The organism is Microbulbifer sp. ALW1 (assembly GCF_009903625.1).
In the GTDB taxonomy this organism is placed as follows: domain Bacteria; phylum Pseudomonadota; class Gammaproteobacteria; order Pseudomonadales; family Cellvibrionaceae; genus Microbulbifer.
The window spans coordinates 661,250-682,372 of record NZ_CP047569.1 but is presented as its reverse complement, the minus strand read 5'-3'; the positions used below and the strand labels follow the sequence as shown (position 1 = coordinate 682,372).

The 21,123-nt window shown below is 58.1% G+C and carries 12 protein-coding genes; 2 read left to right on the top strand and 10 right to left on the bottom strand.

Annotation, left to right across the window (positions count from 1 at the left end):
• Window positions 1–46: 46 nt before the first annotated feature.
• The 7 genes from GRX76_RS02725 to glmU form a co-directional block, all read right to left on the bottom strand.
• Window positions 47–4,678, bottom strand: coding sequence for a hypothetical protein (locus GRX76_RS02725; RefSeq protein ID WP_160151899.1), 4,632 nt, complete (start codon window positions 4,676–4,678; stop codon window positions 47–49).
• 482 nt (window positions 4,679–5,160) lie between these two features.
• Window positions 5,161–6,990 carry a glutamine--fructose-6-phosphate transaminase (isomerizing) gene (gene glmS, locus GRX76_RS02720; protein ID WP_160151898.1) on the bottom strand — a complete coding sequence of 610 codons (1,830 nt, stop codon included), beginning with the start codon at window positions 6,988–6,990 and terminating at the stop codon, window positions 5,161–5,163.
• Window positions 6,991–7,200: 210 nt separating this feature from the next.
• Window positions 7,201–7,962 (bottom strand): DeoR/GlpR family DNA-binding transcription regulator, encoded by a 762-nt coding sequence (locus GRX76_RS02715; protein WP_160151897.1) that lies wholly within the window; start codon window positions 7,960–7,962, stop codon window positions 7,201–7,203.
• A 116-nt stretch (window positions 7,963–8,078) separates the two neighbouring features.
• Complete coding sequence (locus GRX76_RS02710) at window positions 8,079–9,281, bottom strand: dihydrolipoamide acetyltransferase family protein (RefSeq protein ID WP_160151896.1); 1,203 nt, start codon at window positions 9,279–9,281, stop codon at window positions 8,079–8,081.
• Window positions 9,278–10,318 (bottom strand): alpha-ketoacid dehydrogenase subunit beta, encoded by a 1,041-nt coding sequence (locus GRX76_RS02705; protein ID WP_160151895.1) that lies wholly within the window; start codon window positions 10,316–10,318, stop codon window positions 9,278–9,280. Before GRX76_RS02705 ends, GRX76_RS02710 begins: the two co-directional genes overlap by 4 nt.
• On the bottom strand, window positions 10,319–11,434 hold the full coding sequence (gene pdhA / locus GRX76_RS02700; RefSeq protein ID WP_160151894.1) for a pyruvate dehydrogenase (acetyl-transferring) E1 component subunit alpha: 1,116 nt from the start codon (window positions 11,432–11,434) through the stop codon (window positions 10,319–10,321).
• 99 nt (window positions 11,435–11,533) lie between these two features.
• On the bottom strand, window positions 11,534–12,895 hold the full coding sequence (gene glmU / locus GRX76_RS02695; RefSeq protein WP_160151893.1) for a bifunctional UDP-N-acetylglucosamine diphosphorylase/glucosamine-1-phosphate N-acetyltransferase GlmU: 1,362 nt from the start codon (window positions 12,893–12,895) through the stop codon (window positions 11,534–11,536).
• A gap of 166 nt (window positions 12,896–13,061) precedes the next feature.
• On the opposite strand from glmU, the gene GRX76_RS02690 reads away from it, so the two are divergent.
• A complete protein-coding gene (locus GRX76_RS02690) occupies window positions 13,062–13,955 on the top strand; it encodes a cation diffusion facilitator family transporter (RefSeq protein ID WP_160151892.1) in 894 nt (297 codons plus the stop codon).
• 10 nt (window positions 13,956–13,965) lie between these two features.
• On the opposite strand, the gene GRX76_RS02685 is transcribed toward GRX76_RS02690, so the two are convergent.
• Window positions 13,966–14,769 (bottom strand): formate/nitrite transporter family protein, encoded by an 804-nt coding sequence (locus tag GRX76_RS02685; RefSeq protein WP_160151891.1) that lies wholly within the window; start codon window positions 14,767–14,769, stop codon window positions 13,966–13,968.
• Window positions 14,770–15,053: 284 nt separating this feature from the next.
• Between GRX76_RS02685 and GRX76_RS02680 the strand changes: the two genes are divergently transcribed.
• Complete coding sequence (locus GRX76_RS02680) at window positions 15,054–18,380, top strand: amidohydrolase family protein (RefSeq protein ID WP_160151890.1); 3,327 nt, start codon at window positions 15,054–15,056, stop codon at window positions 18,378–18,380.
• A 122-nt stretch (window positions 18,381–18,502) separates the two neighbouring features.
• Here GRX76_RS02680 and GRX76_RS02675 read toward each other — a convergent pair whose 3' ends face one another.
• Window positions 18,503–19,999, bottom strand: a complete 1,497-nt coding sequence (locus GRX76_RS02675) for a lipopolysaccharide assembly protein LapB (RefSeq protein ID WP_160151889.1) — start codon at window positions 19,997–19,999, stop codon at window positions 18,503–18,505.
• Window positions 19,992–21,002, bottom strand: a complete 1,011-nt coding sequence (locus tag GRX76_RS02670) for a patatin-like phospholipase family protein (RefSeq protein ID WP_160151888.1) — start codon at window positions 21,000–21,002, stop codon at window positions 19,992–19,994. The genes GRX76_RS02675 and GRX76_RS02670 overlap by 8 nt, the downstream gene beginning before the upstream one ends.
• Window positions 21,003–21,123 lie beyond the last annotated feature (121 nt).

The window sequence follows — 21,123 nt, the reverse complement described above, 5'->3', positions numbered from 1 at the left end:
AAAAGCCGGTGGGGTCGCCACCGGCTTTACTTGCCAATCGGAGTCGCTAGCAGGCCGCTAAACGCCTGCGCCACAGGCCGCCCAGCATCAGCAGGCACAGCAGCCAGAATCCTGCACTACCGCCGCTGGAACCACCGGATTTATTGGTGCCCGGATTCACTGGCGTCTCTCCGCCGGTATCTCCGTCACCCGGAACCTCTGAGGCCTCCAGGGTGAACATGAAGGTAGCTTCTTCAGAAGACAACATCGGATTGCCATCGTCCGTTACCACGACACTAACGCTGTAGTCACCCAATGCCATGGATTGCGGATCAAATGTGAAAGACGCCTGATCGCCCGGTGTTACCGGCAACTCACTGGTGTACCACTGGTAGCTGTGATTATCGCCACCGTTAACGTCGGTCACTACAGCACTCATGGTCACCTCACCGGCATCGCTGATAAATGCGCTGCCGGCCTCGTCCCCTTGGGTGGCAGTGATGCTTACTTCCGGCGCCAGATTGGTATCGGTAATCGTCACACGGTGTCTTTGCTGATCACTGTCAATCGGCATCTCGGAAAGCGTATCACTACCGGCCAAGGCCGCCGCCAGCTCGAGCGTCAGAAACTCGTCCGGCTCCACAAGATCGTCTCCGGCGATGGGCAGCAGCACCGCGGCATCACCCAGCACATCGGCGGACTCAATGGTGAGAATAAGCTCATTCAGGTCGACTCCACTATCACCCTCAACGATGAAGTCCGCCGCGGTCACATCACTTTCGGATTCAACCCAGCGAACCATGACGGAAATGGGATACTCGGGCGAAGGACCTGACAGGCCAACAGCCACCAGCGCCTGACGCTGTTCACCGGTAATAGACTCGGCTTCTGTAAACCGGACTTGCGGGTAGACCTTCACCGTCTGTGCCATCGGCTCGGAGCGGTTACCCGCATCATCTACCGCAAACCACTGCAGCATCAGCGCACCGCTGGGCAGCGATACCTGCTGATCCGGATTGCGCACCAAGAGTTCACCATTCAGTTCCACCTGGTACTCCAGCTCGTTGTCGAAGCTATCGTAAGCCTGGGCTTCCAGCACATTCAGGGTAACCAGAGTAGATTCACCGGTGGCAGCCAAACTGATGGCTTGCGGTACTTTCACCATCTCCGGCGCATCGGCATCCACCGAGCGATCCGGGTCAGTCAGATAGGCATCCTCATTGTTTGCCACCCCGTCGTTGTCGGTATCGTTCAGCGAAGTATCCAGGGTCAGGCCAGAGGCGACCTGACAGGCGCTGTCGCAGGCATCAAGCCAGGCATCCGGCAGGCCATCACCGTCGTCATCCACAGAGGCCGCGGCGTGAATAGGGAACGCATCTTCACTGTTGGCAATGCCGTCGTCGTCATTGTCGTCATCCAGTGTGAGACGCGAGGAAGTCTGGCAGGCACTGTCGCAGTCGTCATGCCAGGCATCGGGCCGGCCGTCTCGGTCGGTATCCACGGATGCCGCAGCATTAAAACGAAATGCATCTTCGCTGTTGGCAGCGCCATCGTTGTCGGTGTCGTTCAGCGAGGTATCCAACGTCAGGCCAGAGGCGGATTGGCAGGCGCTGTCGCAAGCGTCAAGCCAGGCGTCCGGCAGGCCATCACCGTCGTTATCCACAGAGGCCGCAGCGTGAACAGGGAATGCATCTTCGCTGTTGGCAACGCCGTCGTTGTCATTGTCGTCATCCAGTGTAAGACCGGAGCCGGACTGGCAGGTGCCGTAACACCCTAAACGCCAAGCATCCGGCAAGCCATCACCGTCGGTATCCACCGATGCTGCGCTGTTGTTAACAAACGCATCCTCGTCGTTCACTACACCGTCGTTGTCGGTATCATCCAATGAAGCATCCAGGGTGAGACCAGAGGTCGATTGACAAGCACTATCGCAAGTGTTGAGCCAGGCATCCGGCAAGCCATCTCCATCGGTATCCACGGCGGCAGCTGCATTAATCGGGAAGGCATCTTCGGTGTTGACGACGCCGTCATTGTCATTGTCGTCATCCAGTGTCAGGCCAGAATAAGACTGGCAGGCACTGTCGCAGCTTTCATTCCACTGGTCCGGCAAGCCGTCTTCGTCGGTATCAATACTCGCAGCGGCATCCGCCGGGAACAAATCCAGAATCAACCCACTAGCGGCATGGCACTCGGCTTCACAACCATCTTTCCAAATATCGGGGGCGCCATCGCCATCGCTGTCGACACTGGCAGCAAATTGCCAAGGGAAAGCATCAAACTCCGTTGCCACACCGTCGCCATCGGCATCGCGATAAACACGGCCATTCAATCGCAACCCGGGAAGCTCGGTATCACTACCGAAATCCCAATAGGCATTGCCTTCGGCATCTTGATAACTGGACCAATCTTGATAAAGGGTGTCTATGGCACATTCCGTGTCATCCGCAGCAGTGGGACACTTAAGTTCTACTAAGGTAACGCCTGTGGCACCAGAAGAATTGAAAGGGCGTCCCGATACATCTTCCGCCCAATAGCTAACGCTGACGGAGCTTCCATAATCACCGGAACCAATTAATCCACCGCCGGAACGTGCTGACACCTGCGCAGTAGTCATAATGGCTACAACCTGACTATGGTTAGTTTTACCAATCACACCACCAACACCAAAATCCCCAACAACAGTGCCTGTGGTGTAACTTGCAGCGATCTCAGTGTAATTACTGTGACCCACCAACCCCCCCACATAAGCGCCAGTGCCTGTTACAGAACCGCTGATGTAGGCAGCAGTGACTTGGCTGTAACTGGTATAACCTGCCAAACCACCCACGTATTCATTGCCTTCAATGGCCATTAGCGGCCCGATCAAGCCAAGCTCCCTAACAACGGCATTGTCGAGATAGCCGAACAGGCCTTGAAAATTCGTGCCAGGGCGCGCGACCACCAGGTTAATTATGCGATGGCCGTTACCGTGAAGTAGTCCGGAAAATGCATTATCAGAGCTACTGCCAATCGGCTCCCAACCCTCTCCTCCATTCCAATAAGCATCACTGCTATCAAAGACGCCATCGCCATTGCTATCAAAATCCAGGTCTGCCGTTAACTCATAACCTACGCAGCGCTCTTTCAATGTGCCATTAACCACAATCTGTGGGCAGCCGGAGGTATCTAACTCACTATCGGCGCTTGAACGCTGACCCTCGCCGGCGAGGCTAAAGCGTATGGCATCAAGCTCTACAATGGTGCCAACGTCGATCAATCCGTTGGAGTTGGCATCGGCATCTGTGATGCCGTCATTATTGTCATCCTCATCATTTTGGTTGGTGAGGCCATCGTTGTCGGTATCATTCGGAAATGTATCGAGAGTCAAGCCTGAGGTGGACTGACAGACACTGTCACAGTCGGCACTCCACTCATCAGGTAAACCATCCCAATCCGCATCAACCGCTGCCGCAGAAATCGAGGGAAACTGGTCCAATACAAGACCGCTGGCCATGCGGCAGATTGCATCGCACCCTGGCGTCCAGTAGTCAATCGCCCCGTCGCCATCGCTATCAACACTACCCGCAAACTGTGTTGGGAAGGCATCATAAGCTTGCTCGACACCATCCCCGTCGCCATCGCGGTAAACACTGCCTAGCAAACGTAATCCCGGGAGCTCGGACTCAGTGCCAAAATCCCAGTAAGGGAAATCCTCCTCATCTGTATAGTTGGACCAACTTTCAAACAGATTAACTTCCGCACAGGTGTTGTTATCGGCACCAATAGGGCAGAACAGCTCGACCAAGGCGACGCCGACACCACCCGCGCTAGAGCGTTGTTCTGAGGCGTCCACAGCCCAGTGGCTAAAATTGGTGGAACCGCCGGAGCCAGCGCCAATTAATCCACCAATATAAGAAACCCCGGAAACGTTCGCTGTGGACAAGCTGGCCGTTACGTTGCTACTACTGAGATATCCTACAAGACCACCAACTTCGTCGCGCCCGATCACGGCACCGGTAACATAGCTGGCGGTTACCTCACTGTATCTCACGAAACCAGCTATACCGCCAATTTTGTCCTCCGCACCGGTAACAGTGCCAGTGAAAAAAGTGGCAATCATTTGGCTATCATCCAGAAAGCCAGTCAGACCACCGATATAAGCGCGTCCACTTACGGACCCCTTTACATAGCAGGCGATAATTTGGCTTTGGTTAATACTTGCCGCTAAACCGCCAACATCTACATCACCCTCGATGGTCATCAATGGCCCGGTCAAGCCGAGCCCCCTGACAGTGGCATAATCGATATAGCCGAACAGGCCCTGAAGTTCGGCGTTAGGACGCGCGATCATCAGATTTTGTATTTCATGTCCGTTGCCATGAAATACAGCAGTGAAAGGATCACTGTAATCGCCGATCGGCTGCCAGCCCTCACCTTCATTCCAGAAGGTATCACCAACGTCCAGAACACCGTTCGCATTGGTGTCAAAGTCTAAATCCGTGGTCAATTCAAAACCAATACAACCATCCACTGGGCAACCGGCGCTGCTACCATAGAGGGCTGAACCATCCAGGTTGAAGCGGACTTCATTTAAATCGGACCAGTCGTCAATCTCGATCAGGCCGTCGTCATCGAGGTCGTAATCTGCACGGCCGTCGGCTGCCCAGGTACAGGGAGTGATAACAAACAAAAGGAAGAATAAGAAAACAGCGCGTGGCATTGCACTCTCCATGTGGGCAGCTTTTGGGCTTCCAGCCCGATCGGATTTGTATTTTTATTACCGCCCGTTGACGAGCGATAAAAAATAGTCGGCGACCTTAACAGATTACTGCGCCACGCAGAAAGTCGTTTGCTGATGAATATTGCTACTCACCAAAATAATTGGCGTGATTTTAACCCTATTAAAAATTACTCTGATATTTGTCGATAAAATTACATCGAATTACAGGTAATTAGCACCAAGGTACTGATTTTCTTATATATTTTTGAAATTGAAAATTTACAAAAATAAGAAAATTTAAGGTAAAAAATATATGTAAATGGGACACCGGTACTAATCAGTTTTTTGCTTGATAGGAAAAATTGAAAATAAAAACTAGTAAATCAGGAAATTAAAATTAGGAAAAAACACTGCAACGAATATGTAATCGTAGAAAAATGGGCCGCAAAAGCGGCCCGTTTTTAAAAGCTTGATTTTTGAATTTATTCAACCGTAACCGACTTAGCCAGATTTCGCGGCTGATCTACGTCGGTTCCTTTCAATAAGGCCACGTGATAACTCAGCAATTGCAGTGGCACGGTATAAAGAATCGGCTGCAGACTTTCCGGGGCATCCGGGACCTCTACCACTGTCATTCCCGATTCGCTTTTGAACCCGGCTTCCGGGCTGGCAAAAACAAACAGTTCACCACCCCGTGCGCGCACTTCCTGCAAATTCGATTTCAGTTTTTCCAACAGTTCGTCATTGGGCGCAACGACGATAACTGGCATATCCGCATCCACCAGTGCCAGTGGTCCGTGCTTGAGTTCGCCGGCGGGGTAGGCTTCGGCGTGGATGTAGGAGATTTCCTTCAGCTTTAAGGCGCCTTCCAATGCGATCGGGTACTCGACGCCGCGGCCTAAAAAGAGCGCATGATTTTTTTCCGCGAAGGCTTCACTGGTGGCTTTTACCAGGGTGTCCAGGCCGGTGAATTTTTCCATCAATTTCGGCAGCTGGTGCAGGGCGGTGATAAGTTCTGCTTCGCGTTCACCGCTCATGCCATTGGCTTTGGCCAGGGCGATGCAGAATATCTGCAGCGCGACCAGCTGGGTGGTGAAGGCTTTGGTGGAGGCAACGCCGATTTCAGGGCCGGCCTCGGTCATCAGGTGTAGTTCAGACTCGCGTACCAGGGAGCTGTTGGGCACGTTGCAAATGGTCATGGAGGCGAGGTAGCCGAGCTCTTTGGCCTGGCGCAGTGCGGCGAGGGTGTCGGCGGTTTCTCCGGACTGGGAAATGGTGACGAATAAAGTACCCGGGCGCACGGCAGTTTTGCGGTAGCGGATTTCGCTGGCGACTTCGACGGAGCAGGGGACACCGGCCCAATCTTCAATCCAGTAACGCGCGACGAGACCGGCGTGGTAGCTGGTGCCGCAGGCGACGATCTGCACCTGTTTTACTTTGGGCAGGATTTCATTGGCAGCAGTGCCGAGAGCCTGGGAAAGCACCGAGTGCTCGCCGATGCGACCGGCCATGGTGGCTTCAACCACTTTCGGTTGCTCGAAGATTTCTTTCTGCATGTAGTGGCGGTAGCGGCCTTTGTCGGCGGCATCGTGGCCGCCCTGGAGTTTGTTCACCGGGCGGCTGACTTCTTCGCCGTTTTTGTCCCAGATGGCGATGCTGTCCCGGGTGATTTCGGCGAGGTCACCTTCTTCGAGGAAGATAAAGCGGTCAGTGACCTGCTGCAGGGCCATGGGGTCGGAGGCGATAAAGTTTTCCTCAATGCCAACCCCGATCACCAGTGGGCTGCCGAGGCGCGCACAGACGAGGCGCTCGGGTTCGGTGGAGCAGACGACGCCGAGGGCGTAGGCACCGTGGAGTTCTTTGGTGGCGGCGGACACGGCTTGCAGCAGATCGCGGTTGTCTTTGGCGAGGTCGTGGATCAGGTGGACGACCACTTCGGTGTCGGTTTCGGACTGGAATTCGTAGCCTTTGGCGATCAGCTGTTCGCGCAGTTCCAGGTAGTTTTCGATGATGCCGTTGTGCACCAGGGCGAAGTTGCCGGAGGCGTGTGGGTGGGAGTTTTTATCCGAGGGGACGCCGTGGGTGGCCCAGCGGGTGTGGGCGATGCCGAGCTGGCCGGCGGTGGGGCTGTCGTCGAGGGCAGATTCCAGGTCGGCGACTTTGCCCTGGGTTTTGCGCAATTGCAGTTTGCCATCTCCATTGACGAGGCACACACCAGCGGAGTCATAGCCGCGGTATTCCAGTCGGCGCAGGCCTTCCAGCAGGATTCCGGTTACGTTTCTTTGGCCCAGGGCGCCTACGATTCCACACATTCTTTCTTACCTCGGCATTTTGGTGTTGTGCCACTCATTGGATTGGGTGGCGATGCCGCTACCGGGCAAACCTTTGTGAGACACGCCGTGAACCCATCCATGGGGGCTCGGCTGCGGCCGTCCTGGCCGCAGACGGTCTCACAAAGGTTTGCCCGGTATCGACACCTTCTCGTCATGGTTCAGAGTGGTGAATGCACTCTTTGTGTTTCGTTAATTTACTTCTGCACAGATAACTCGCAGCCCTCGGCTTTCCAGCTGCGCACAAACCTTGTCTTCAATTCCGCTGTCGGTCACCAGGGTCCCGAACATTTCCCAACTCAATTCCAGATTCGGGATTCGTCGTCCAACTTTGCTGGACTCGGCCATCACGATCACTTCGCGGGCGACATCGGCCATCACGCGGGATAGCCCGATCTGTTCGTTGAAGGTGCAGGTGCCGCGCTCCAGGTCGATACCGTCGGCGCCGATAAATGCCTGGTCGAAGTCGTAGCCGCGCAGCACCTGTTCTGCGACCTGGCCCTGGAAGGCTTCGAAGTGGGGGTCCCAGGTGCCGCCGGTCATCAGCAGGGTGGGTTCGTTTTCCAGTTCCCGCAGCTGGTTGGCGACATGTAGGGAATTGGTCATTACTACTAGGCCACGCTTGTGGTTGAGCTCGGTAATCAGGCCGGTGGTGGTACGGCCGTAGTCGATGACGATGCGGTTGTGGTCGCGGATCAGTTCGGCGGCGGCGCGGCCGATGGCGCGCTTGGTCTGGGACAGGGGGTCTTCGACCACCAGTTCCCGGGGCAGGGGTATGGCACCGCCATGTCGACGCAGCAGCAGGCCACTGTCTTCCATCGCCGCCAGATCCTTTCGGATCGTAACCTCTGAGGTTTCGAACTGTCGCGCCAGCTCTTCAACACTGGCTTCACCGGCATCGTTGATCTGACTGAGTATCTGGTGGCGGCGCTGTTGAGTATTACGCTTGGACATGAGCGTTTTGACATGATCACCTAAGTTTCGATTCGTAAGTTAAGCATAGCAAACCGAAACTTAAAATCACAAAAACTTTATGCCGCACAGGTCTCAACCTGGTGAGAAACCGGGCCTTATTGTGGGTGCGCCAGAAATTCCTTCACGGATTGGAGGAACCTGGCCAGCTCCCCGCCGGTGACGGCGCGGTGGTCGGCCGTTACCGAGAGTGGCAGCAGGCGGCGGATTCGGGCCTTGCCTTTATGCGGGAGCACCGCTTCAAAACTGCGACCGGCACCGACGATGCACACCAGGGGGGGCACGACCACCGGGGTGGCGAAGCGCCCGCCGAGGCTACCGAAGTTGGACAGGTGGATGGTGGCTCCCTGGAGATCGGCCTGGGGAATGGCGCCATCGCTGGCCTGCTGCTTAAACGTTTGGATTTTTTCCAGCAGTTGCTCGTCGCTGTGGGCCTCTATGTCTTTTAGCACCGGCACGAACAGGCCTTTGGGGGCATCCACCGCGAGGCCGATATTCACCGGTGTCTGGGGGGCCAGACGATCGCAATGAAAATGGGCGTTCAGGTTTGGCTCCGCCATTGCGGCGTGGGCAATAGCCCGCAGCAGCAGCAGCGTCGCATTGGTGGATTTTTTCCAGCGGCTAATATCGGCCTCGTCACACAGGGTCATGGGGCAGACCTGATCCCGGGATTTTTCCATCGCCAGGGCCATGGCGCGGCGCGCGGGGTCGGGTTTCTCGCCCGGCGCTACCGCTTGTTTGGCCGATTCCGGGACTATTTCCGGGGCTACCTCTGCAACCAGCTCCGGCTGCGCATCCCACCTCGGCAGCGGCCGGCCGCTGGCGGCTCTGCGCACTTCTGCCTCGGTAAAGCGCGCACCCGCCGGGTGCAGCCCCGAGAGGTCGACACGCAAGCGGCGAGCCAGGGCGCGCACCGCCGGGGTGGTATTGCGCGGACGGTTGCACAGGGGGCGATTTTCCACCGCGAGGGATTCGCTGCCCTGTTCAATTTTGCCGACGACGGTACCTGAATCTGCAATTTTCTCGCTGCTTTCTTCGCTTGCGGTGGGGTTGACGGACGCAGTCGCAGCCTGCGTGAAACCGACCAACGGCTGACCGGTTTCCAGTGTTTCATCGGCTTCGGCAAACAGCTTTTCCACGGTACCCGCCCAGGGAGCCGGCACCTCTACCAGTGCTTTTGCGGTTTCCACGGTTACCAGCGCCTGGTCGGCGCTCACTGTATCGCCTTCTCGTACATGCCACTCCCGGATCACCGCGTCGGGTAGCCCCTCGCCGAGATCGGGCAATTTGAAAATCTTCAACGCTGACCCTCCCCAACACCATCTCCAATTCTGTCCCGGCCATAATCCAGGGCCGAGCGCGCGCCGGCGACAATGCGCTGCACGCCGGGCAGGTAGGAGTTCTCCAGCTGGTAATAAGGCATTACGGTGTCGTAGCCGGTTACCCGCTGTACCGGTGACTTGAGCAGGTCGAAGGCGTACTCCTGAATCTGGGCGGCAATTTCCGCGCCGAGGCCGGCAAAGCGGGCGGCCTCGTGGACCACCAGGCAGCGTCCGGTTTTTTCCAGGGAATCGACAATGGTGTGGATATCCAGCGGCTTGAGGGTGGCGGGGTCGATGACTTCCGCCTCAATACCCTCTGTGGATAACTGCTCGGCGGCGGCGAGGGTTTCCCTGACGCTGGCGCCCCAGGCGATGAGGGTCAGGTCGCGCCCCTCGCGCAGCACAAAGGCGCGATCCAGCGGCAGGGCCTCGCCGTCGTCCGGCACCGGCTGTTTGGCGGCGCGATAAATACGCTTCGGCTCGAGAAACAGCACCGGATCGGGATCGCGAATCGCAGCCAGCAGCAAGCCGTAAGCCCGCGCCGGGGAGGAGGGCACCACTACCCGCAGGCCCGGGATATGCGCGAATAGCGCCTCGGTGCTTTCGCTGTGGTGTTCCGGCGCATGAATGCCGCCGCCATAGGGTGCCCGGTAGACAATCGGGCAGTGCAACCGGCCACGGGTGCGATTGCGCATGCGCGCGGCGTGGCTGAGGATATGGTCCAGCCCCGGGTAGATAAATCCCATAAACTGAAATTCAGCAACCGGCTTGAGCCCCTGGGTCGCCATACCCACCGCTATGCCGGCAATCATGTTTTCCGCCAGCGGCGTATCCAGCACCCGGTCCCGCCCGAATTGCTGCTGCAAACCATCCGTTGCCCGAAATACGCCGCCGTTCGCACCAATATCCTGTCCGAATAGCACCACATCGGGATCGTTGGCGAGCGCATGGGCCAGTGCCTGGGTCACCGCCTCGACCAGGGTGATCGGGCCTTTGTCCCGGTTGTTTTCCGCCATCTAGCCGTGCACCTCGCCGGGGTTCTGCTGCTCATCGCGCAACTGGTCGTACTGCTCGTAAAGCCCCTCGGGAAGCTGGCTGTAGAGGTGATCGAACATGGCGGTAACCGGCTCCGGGCTGCGCTGCTCGAAGCGGCTCAGGGCAGCTTCCATGATCTGCGCCAGCTCCCGTTGCATATCCTGCTGCTTGGCATCGCTCCAGAGGTCCTCGCTGCGCAAATAGTTTTCCAGGCGCTTGATCGGCTCCCACTGCCAGGCGCTTTCCAGCTCCTCGGCACTGCGGTAACGGCTGGCATCATCGGCGGTGGTGTGGTCGCAGAGACGATAGGTGACCGCCTCGATCAGCGCTGGCCCCTCACCACTGCGCGCGCGATTCACCGCATCGCGCACCGCCCAGGCCACCGCAATCAGATCATTGCCGTCCACTTGCAGTGCGGGGATTCCCGCGGCAATGGCTTTCTGGGCGATGGTCTGAGTCGCCGTCTGCAGCCCCCGGGGCACGGAAATGGCCCATTGATTGTTGTTGACCACAAATACCGCGGGCAATTTCCAGACGCCGGCCAGGTTGATGGCTTCGTAAAAATCGCCCTTGGAAGTGGCGCCCTCGCCAGAGCTGGCGACAGCAACCTGCAACGGGCTGCCGTGTTGCCGGTGGCGGTAGTTCTGTGCGAAAGCGACACCGGCGGCATGCAGTAACTGGGTAGCGATGGGAACGCAGATGGGAAGATCTCGCGGCGCCTGCTGGAAATTCTGCCCGCGCTCATCGCCGCCCCAGACCGCGAGGATTTCCTCGATGGTGACGCCGCGCTCCAGCAGGGCCCCGGTCTCCCGGTAATAGGGGCAATAGACGTCTTCCGCCATCAGCGCATTGCCGCTAGCAACGCCGATGGCCTCCTGACCGAGGGTGGAAGGATAGGTGCCGAGGCGACCGGTGCGCTGCAGCTTGACCGCACGATCATCCACCATGCGCGCAAGCTGCATTTGCCGATAGCAATAGGTGAGCCAGTCCGGGGTGGCGAACTCGGGCAGGGGCTGGGTGGCCCACCCCTGTTTATCCAGAAACTGCAGGTAGGCAATATCGAAGGAAGCCTGGAGTTGCAGGCGCGGCTTGTGCATCGGCGGATTCCTTTCTTTCCGATGCATTCAAGTGTAGTCGGCGGCAGCTGGCAGTTACCGGGGTTCCCCGGTGCCAGTGTCCTCAGGTAGGTCGAACTTCTAGGACTTCTTAACGGGGCGCTGCCAGCCAGCGATATTGCGCTGCTTGCCGCGAGCGACGGCCAGTTCGTCAGCACTCACTTCGCGGGTAATGGTGGACCCGGCACCAACGGTCGCGCCGGCGCCAATGTTCACCGGCGCCACCAGCGCGGAGTTGGAGCCGATAAAAGCGCCATCGCCAATGACCGTTTTGGATTTGTTCACGCCGTCGTAATTGCAGGTAATGGTGCCCGCGCCAATATTGACGCCGTCACCCACTTCCGCGTCACCGATATAAGACAGGTGGTTCACCTTGCTGCCGAGGCCGATCTTCGCCTTTTTGGTTTCGACAAAGTTGCCGACTTTGGCCCCGTTGGCCAGCTCGGTGCCCGGACGCAGACGCGCAAAGGGACCGATGGTGCAGGCTTCGCCGACACTGGCATCTTCAATGATGGAGTTGGCTTCCACCAGGGTGCCCGCGGCCAGCTGACAGTTTTTCAGCAGGCAGTTCGGCCCGATCTTGACGCCATCGCCAAGGGAAACCTCGCCCTCAAAAATACAATTGATATCGATAGACACATCGGCACCGCAGCTCAGGGATCCGCGCACATCGACCCGCGCTGGATCCAGCAGGGTAACGCCGGCCGCCATCAGGGCATTGGCGTTATCTGCCTGCAGCGCACGCTCCAGTTCCGCCTGCTGGGCACGGCTGTTCACACCGGCCACCTCGTTGGGATCGTCGGCGATCACCCCGGTAACCGCGATGTTTTCACCCACAGAGCGTGCGATTACGTCGGTTAGGTAGTACTCACCCTGGGCGTTGTCGTTGGAGAGTTCCGGCAGCCATTGCGCCAGCAGGTTGCCGGGAGCGGCGAGGATACCGGTGTTGATTTCAGTGATCGTCAGGGTCTCCGCATCGGCATCCTTCTGCTCCACAATGGCCTGCACCTGGCCGGTGGCGTCGCGCACGATGCGGCCGTAGCCGGAGGGGTCGTCCATCAAGACTGACAGCAGGGCCGGGCCGCCGGCGGAGGCTTCCAGCAACGCCTGCAGGGTGGCCGTTTTTACCAGGGGAACATCGCCGTAAAGCACCAGTACCGTCGCATCCTCACGGAAATTGGGGATCGCCTGGGCCACAGCGTGGCCGGTACCCAGCTGCTCGGTCTGCTCGACAAAGGTGACGCCGCTGCCCGCGAAGCGCTCGCGGATCAGCTCGGCACCGTGGCCAATCACCACCGTAATCGCCACATCTCCCAGCGCCCTGGCCGACGCGATGACCCGCCCCAACATGGGTACACCACCGATGGGGTGCAGTACCTTGGGTAATTCGGAGCACATGCGGGTGCCTTTGCCGGCAGCGAGGATGACAATATCAATGGCCATAATGATTCCAGGTGGGACAGCGATTTACCGAAGAATGGCCGCGAATTGTGGCTACTTAGCCGCGCCATCACAAGTAGGCCCCGAGAAGCGGCGGCTATTTCCCGCTAGAATTCCCCATTCACTACATCGAAACCCGATACGGAACCTATAGAGGAAGTTTCTACCCATGGAAGCAAGGGGGCTTTGGCTTTCGATCTCGGGCTGTCTGTTTATGGCAGCGCTGGGGTTCGGCTTTGCGCACTGGACCGGGTCGGCGGCGATCTTTCTCGACGGGGTCTTTTCTCTGGTCAGTTTCGTTATGTCACTGATCATGCTGATTGTGTCAAAGCTGATCCGGCGCAGTGCCGACCGGCGCTTTCCATTCGGCTATGCCAGTTTCGAGCCGGCCTTCAATGTGCTGCAAAGCATGGTGATCGTTGGAGTAATGCTGATGGCACTGTCTTCCGCCGTAGCGGCCCTGTATCAGGGCGGACGCACCCTGGATGCAGGGAGGGCAACAATCTATGCCGCCATCGCCAGCACCGGCTGTCTCGCCGTTTATCTGGTGCTGCGCCGGATTGCCAAACAAACAGGTTCGTCCCTGATCGAAGTGGACTCTTTTGCCTGGATGATGGACGGCGTACTCAGTGGCGTGGTGCTGATCGCCTTCACCCTGGTTTGGCAATTCGGCGATGCACTGGGGGATTGGCTGCCGTTTGTGGATTCGTGGATGGTCATCGCCATGGTGATTTTGATGCTGCCGGTACCGATTCGCATTCTGTATCGCAACCTGCTGGAAGTGCTGCTGGCGGCACCCCCGATCGGTGTCCAGCGGACCATCCGGCGCGCCTTTCGCGATGCCATGCACGACATTCCGGGAAGGGACTGGTCTCTCAGCATCACCAAGACCGGTCGCTCGATTTACCTGCACGCGCGTATTTTGATCGATGAAGACCGGTACGCAGCCAGCATCGAACAGGCGGACGTGTGGCGGGAGTTGATCACCGAGCGGATGGCGGAGTTTGTCGCCGAACAGGAGTTTGATGTGGTATTCACCACCGATGCGACTTACATCGGCTGAGGGTTTAGCCCTATTGGCCATTATGTTTAGCGGTAAAGCTGTACTTCATCCGCCCCACAAATATCGAGCCCCCAATGGTGTTGCCCACTGTTGCCACTGCAAGGAACTGAAACACTTCCGCCCATCCCACGGTGGTGTTCTTGGCAAACCAGGCACAGAACATGCCCACGGCGCCGGCAATACAGTGGGGCAAGCCACCGAGACCGATCACGAAGGTGATAATCGCCACCGCAGTAATCCGGCTCATGGTCTCGGTGGATGAGGTCACCATCCACGCCAGCAACCCCATCAGCCAGCCGGCGAAAATCGCCCCCAGGAACTGCCCGCCCACGCCATCGGCGATCATCTTGTGCCCGTAGTAGCCAAATACCGATTCATCGAATCGGTCGGTCATATCCACAAATTGTACGAACAGCACACTGAACAGCGCCGCACCCACCAGGTTTCCGAAGTAAATCAGTCCCCAGACCCGCAGCAGCTGGCGCGGCTCCTTGCGGCCGTCCAACACCGGAAGGATTGCAAGGGTGGTGTGCTCGGTAAACAGATCCGAGCGGCCGATGATTACCAGCATGAACCCCACCGGATAGCTCAACGCCGTCAGCAGGTATAACAGCTGGTGGGAAACACTGGCATGGAAGTGGCTGTAAAACGCGGCAATCAGGAAAATACTGAAACCAATTTCCATCCCCGCTGCCATCGACGAGAGAATCAGCGCCTTGTTGTCGCGCTGGTACTCCCGCAGGCTCTCATCCATCTGCTCCGAGAGAATCTGACGATCACTCTTGGGGCGGGCGTGATCCTTGTGATGGCTCATAGATGGTACGCAGTGGTGGTCCGCTATTGGGAAAGGGCCCGATTGCGGCTCCCTTAACTCCAGTCTAGTCAGTGTCTTCAGCGACGTACCGCCATGTGGCGACAGCCCTCGGCAGGCAAAAATCCGGTTGCGGCCGGATATCCCGAGTTTTCTCCCATTCGGCGCAGTTTGATTGTCTTTTGCCGCAATTGCGGTAATTTGGCGTAACAGTCAAATTTAATACAACGCCGCCTTATCGGGCCGTTGCGCACCTAGAGACAACTCCAGTAACCCAGGAGCCCCAAATGATAAGAACCAAAGTCACCAAGCTCGCACGCCTGATCGGTGGTGCCGGCCTCGCCCTGACTCTGCCACTGGCCGCAGCTGCCGAGGAGGCCAAGAAGGAGTCGGACAAGTGGGACGTCAACAAACCGCCTTACGAGTTCAAGTCCATCCCCCTGGACACCCGCGAGACGACCTGGAGCAACCTGGACATCAGCCCGGATGGTAAAACCATCATTTTCGACATGCTGGGGGATATCTACGAGATGCCAGTGGACGGTGGTGACGCCAAATCCATCACCAACGAAATCGCCTGGAACACCCAGCCGCGCTTCAGCCCCGATGGCAAATCCATTGTGTTTGTGAGCGACCGCGACGGCGCCGACAACGTGTGGATCATGGATCGCAATGGCGAAAACCTGCGCCAGCTCACCACCGAGCGCGAAAACCTGGTGCACGCACCCAGTTTCAGCCCGGACGGCCAGTATCTGGTGGCGCGCAAGGGCTTTATGAGTGGCCGCAGTATTCCCGCCGGTGAAATCTGGATGTACCACTACGGTGGTGGTGAGGGTCGCCAGATCAAGGCGCGCCTGGGCGGCGATATCGCGCAGAAAAACATTTCCGACGCGGTGTTCTCACCGGATGGCCGCTACATTTACTACACCATCGATACCACGCCGGGTACCGTGTGGCACTACAACAAAAACTCCACCCAGCAGATCTTTGCCATCAACCGCTACGACCTGAATGACGGCAAGGACGAGACCTTCGTGTCCGGCCCCGGCGGTTCCATTTCCCCGATGCCATCGCCGGATGGCAAGAAACTGGCATTTATCCGCCGCCAGGATTTCAACACCTCGCTGTTCGTGAAAGACCTGACCACCGGCCTGGAAACCCCGATCTATTCCGAGCTGGAGCGCGACCTGCAGGAGACCTTTGGTTCCCACGGCAACTATGTGCAGTACGACTGGATGCCGGACGGCAAATCCCTGATCGTGTGGAGCAAGGGCAAGTTCCTGCGCATCGCCGCCGATGGCCGCAGCCTGGATAGCGGCGCGCGCGAGATCGTCGCCCACGTCAAAACCGACAAACAGGTAGCGGACGCGGTGCGCTTCCCGGTGGATGTGGCACCGGAGCAGTTCGATGTGAAGATGATCCGCTGGGCGCAGAAGTCCCCGGACGGCAAGCAGATCGCCTTCCAGGCCCTGGGTAAAATCTACGTTCAGGACGTGAACAGTGGCGAACGTCGCCGACTGACCCGCCAGGAGGAGTACTTCGAGTTCTACCCCAGCTGGTCCCGCGACGGCAAGCAGATCACCTATGTCACCTGGGACGATGAAAAGCTCGGCCAGGTGCGTGTGGTATCCGCGCGCAATGGCCGCGGCAAGAACATCACCAAAGAACCGGGCCTGTACGTGGAGCCCAGTTTTTCTCCCGATGGTGAGCAGGTGACTTTCCGTCGCTTTACCGGCGGTTACCTGCTGAGCCCCGAGTACTCCCTCGAGCCGGGCATTTACCTGGCCGACGCCGACGGTGACTGGCAGCGTCGCATCGCCAAGTCCGGTTACGAGCCGCACTTCGGCGCAGACGGTGAACGCATCTACTTCTCTGATTTCGTCTACGAAGACGGTGGCAAGCGGGTGTTCAAGAGCGTCGATGCCAACGGCAAGGACGAGCGCGAACACCTGCACGGTGCAGAAATCACCTCCTTCCGCCTGTCCCCGGACGGCCGCTGGGTCGCCTTTACCCAGGATTTCAAAGCCTACGCCGCGCCCTTTATGCACACCGGCAAATCCGAATCCATCGGCCCCAAGGCCTCCGCGGTGAAGGTAACCCAGGTTTCGGCGCGCGCCGGCGAAAACCTGCACTGGTCCGCCGACAGCAACACCCTGGGCTGGGCCCACGGTCCGAAACTGTATGAACGCGCCTTGAAGGATGCGTTTGATTTTGTCGCCGGCGCACCGGAGCAGCTGCCGGAGCCGGTGAGCGAAGGGATCGACCTCGGCTTCAAGCAAAAATTCGCCCACTCCGACAAACTGGTGGCGCTGACCGGCGGCACCGTGGTGACCATGCGCGATGCCGAACAGGCGCAGGAAGTGATCGAAAACGGCGTGGTACTGTTCCGCGGCAACCGCATTGTTGCGGTGGGCACGGCCAGTGAAGTGGAAATCCCCGTTGGCACCCAGCGTATCGATGTCACCGACAAAACCGTATTGCCCGGCCTGATCGACGCTCACGCCCACGGCGCCCAGGGGCGCGAGGAGATCATCCCGCAGCAGAACTGGAACCTGTATTCCAGCCTGGCGTTCGGAGTAACCACCATTCACGACCCGTCCAACGACAGCAGCGAGATTTTCTCCGCTTCTGAAATGCAGAAGGCGGGCGTGATCAATGGCCCGCGCATCTACTCCACCGGTACCATCCTTTACGGCGCCAAGGGCCCAGGCTACCGGGCCAAGATCAACAGCCTGGAAGACGCGGATTTTCATGTGAGCCGCCTGAAGGAAATGGGCGCTATCTCGGTGAAAAGCTACAACCAGCCAAGACGGGAACAGCGCCAGCAGGTACTGGAAGCGGGCCGCAAGCACGGCATCATGGTGGTGCCGGAAGGTGGCGGTAAATACCAGCACAACATGAACATGATCGTGGACGGTCACACCGGTGTGGAGCACTCGCTGCCGATCGCCAATATATACTCCGACGTGCAGCAGCTTTGGGGCCAGACCAATGTCGGTTACACCCCGACCTTTGTGGTGGCCTACGGTGGTCTCACCGGTGAGTACTACTGGTACGACCACACCGAAGTGTGGAAAAACGAGCGCCTGACCCGTTTCACCCCGGACTTTATCGTGAACCCGCGCTCCATCCGCCGCGAGCGCGCGCCGGATCACCACTACAACCATTTCAATGTGGCCCACCACGCCAAGCAGCTGCGCGACAAGGGCGTTACCGTGCATATCGGTGCCCACGGCCAGCGCGAAGGCCTCGGTGCCCACTGGGAGTTGTGGATGATGGAGCAGGGCGGTTTCACCCCGTGGGAAGCCTTCCGTGCCGGCACCATCGACGGTGCCCGCTACCTGGGTATGGATAAAGACCTGGGCAGCCTGGAACCCGGAAAACTGGCGGACATCATTGTGGTAGACGGCAACCCGCTGGAAAACCTGCGCTTGTCCGAGAACATCCAGTACACGGTGATCAACGGCAAGGTGTTCGACGCCGCGACCATGAATACGGTGGACGGCGATGAGCGCCTGGCGTTCTTCCACGAGCGGTTACCGGTGAGCGCCATGCCGACGCCGACCGCGGAAGCCATTCAGGAGAAGCAGGAGCGACACCACTGGGTGCACTGATGGCCTGGCGTCTCGTTTAATGCATAGAAAAGCCCGCGGTTTTTACCGCGGGCTTTTTTATTCGGTGTGGTGCGGGAGGGTTATTGAAGGGTTACTGGAAGGTTAATAGAGGATTACTAAGGTTACTGCCTGCCCTGAAGAAGCGATTCCGCCCTGGAGCGGAGTTCTGCAGAGTGGCTCCAGGCCACTACCCGCTCCAGATATTCCCTCGCCAGCGCATCTCTGCCCAGATGTGCGAGATAAAAGCCGATCGCTGCATTCATGTTCAGGTGGTTGGGCTCCTGGTGATAGGCACTCTGCATGATCTGCAACGCCTCTTCAGTTTTTCCGTTCAGCTGAAATGCAGTCCACAGGGTGCGGTAACCGGGAAGATAGTCCGGCCCCATCTGCACGGCGATTTTTCCGTACTTCACCGCCATTTCATAAAAGTCGTCATCCCACTCGCGGGTGAGCGATAGCGCCTGCAAACGCAGCAGGTAGTACTCGGCAAGGTTGGCGGCCGTCAGGTGGCTGATCTGCCCGTATTCGCCAATCTCCTTGGCGACCCTCTCACCAAGCTTGTACTTTTTATCCCGCGCGTCGATCACAGCCATGGCGGTGCGATTTTCTTGCCAGCCAATTCCTTGTTGCTCGCTCTGCTTCAAGTAGTCCATCGCCAGTTTTGGCTTATCGAAGTCCATTGCTTCGCTGGCGAGCAGGAACAGGCGCTCGTTTTCGGTCAGGGTGCGCCTCGGTATGGAGTAGGTGTATTCGGGAATATCCAACTTGTAACGGTGAAAATCGTCGCGCATATAGGCAAGCATCTCACGCTGCAGTTCGGTAACCGGTTTGCCGAAATGTTCCTCGAAAACCGCAAAGGGGTTATCGCCGGCAGCCACCGCCTGCAGATAACTTTGTGTGGCAGCCCGATAGTCCGGGTGACCGGCGTTATGTCCCAGCTGCAGATAGTGGGTAAGCAACCAAGCGCTGGCGTAGTAATTGTTCCAGTAGCGACTGTTATCCTCACCCGTACCGGCCGCAAGTGGTGGCGGGGACAACAGCTGTTCAATGGTGAGAGGCTCATCCGCCGCCCAGGCACTCAATCGCCACTCCGGGAGTCCGCCCACCAGCACCGTTTCCTTTCGCAACTCGGCGCTGGCGAGCAATTCCGCGAACCCCTCGGAATACCAGCGGGGATAGGTCAAGCCGCTGCGCTCGCGCATCAGGTGGTGCACATATTCGTGGAAAATCAGTCCAGATCCGGAAATACCGTGGTCGCCATCGCGGGAAAAGATCACAGGTCCCTCCCAGGTTTCCCGGTACAGACCCGCAATCTTGCGGTCGCCGGTAAATTTTTCAAACTCGCGGGAGTTCCGGAAGTGGAACACCCGGAGCTTGTTGTTCTCCGGTGTTTCTTCCTGTCCGGTAAAAGAGAGGGCAGCGCGACGGAAGCGCTCCAGATCTCGCATCAGGCTATTCACCCGGCGCTCTGGTACATCGGAATAGACCGTAAAGTTTTCCGACTGGTACTGGTGCCACTCGCTGGCAGCTGCGCCGGTGGCCCCTGTCGCAGTCGTTACCAGTATTAACACCAGAAACGAAGCTGCGAGGCGAAGCGGTACCACGAGAGCGTCAGGCATGGGCAACCATATCTTCAATCCAGGTGCGCAGGCGACGGGCTTCTTTCTCACCCAGTTCGATCGCTTCCGCAGCCCGCGCATATTCATTACCACCGATATCGCCGACTTTCGGCAGGATCAATACATCCGGCGGTGCGCCCATCATACGAGTGCGTTTGTGGCGACGCTCAAGTATTTCCATGGCGCGACGCATGGTATCGAACATGCCGGGAGGCGCCGCTTTTGCGTCGCGGCGACTGCGCAAATGGTTGAGTTGCTCCCGGCCCTGCTCAACCAGTTTGGAGAAGCCATCGGCAAAGCTGTGCTCTTTACGATCGCCGTCCGTTTCTGCCCGCGCTATCTGTTCACTTTCCACTTCAAGTACGCGCTCGTCGGCACGGGAAGACTTCTCACTGACGACTTTTCTCACCTCACCGTGCTCCCGCTCCAACAGCGGTGCGGTATCTTCGGTCACATCCACCGCAATTACCGTGGTTGCGCCCATGGCCCGACAAACGTCGACCGGAACCGGATTGACCACGGCACCGTCGACCAGCCAGCGTCCGGAAAGGGCCTTGGGTGAGAGCAGCCCCGGTATGGAACAGGAGGCACTGACGGCATCCTGCAGATTGCCCCGCTGCAACCAGATTTCCTGGCCGCTGTGCAGGTCGGTTGCCACGGCGGTGAACGGCAGGGGAAGATCTTCAATATTTTCGAAGTCGAAATCCTCGAAAAATGCACGAAATGGCTTGATACCACCAATCACGCCGCCGCTCAGTGACCAGTTGATATCCAGCAGTGAAAATACCCGCCAGTTGTCGAGCATCCGCACCCACTCTTCCAGCTTGTCGAGTGCACCGGCGGAATAGGCGGCCCCCACGAAAGCGCCCATCGAGGTGCCAGCAATCACATGGGGCTTGATCCCCATTTCATCCAGCACCCGGAGAACACCAATGTGTGCGAAGCCTTTCGCTGCGCCACTCCCCAGCGCCAGGCCGATTCGCACCTCGCCATTTTTCGTCATGTCTGCCTTCATGGTTCCAATTGAGCTCGAGGAAAGATCCGTTCGATCGATAGCGCAATGATGGCCCGGCGAGACCGAAATTAAAATCACAGGTATAAAAAAAGCCCGCCATAGGGCGGGC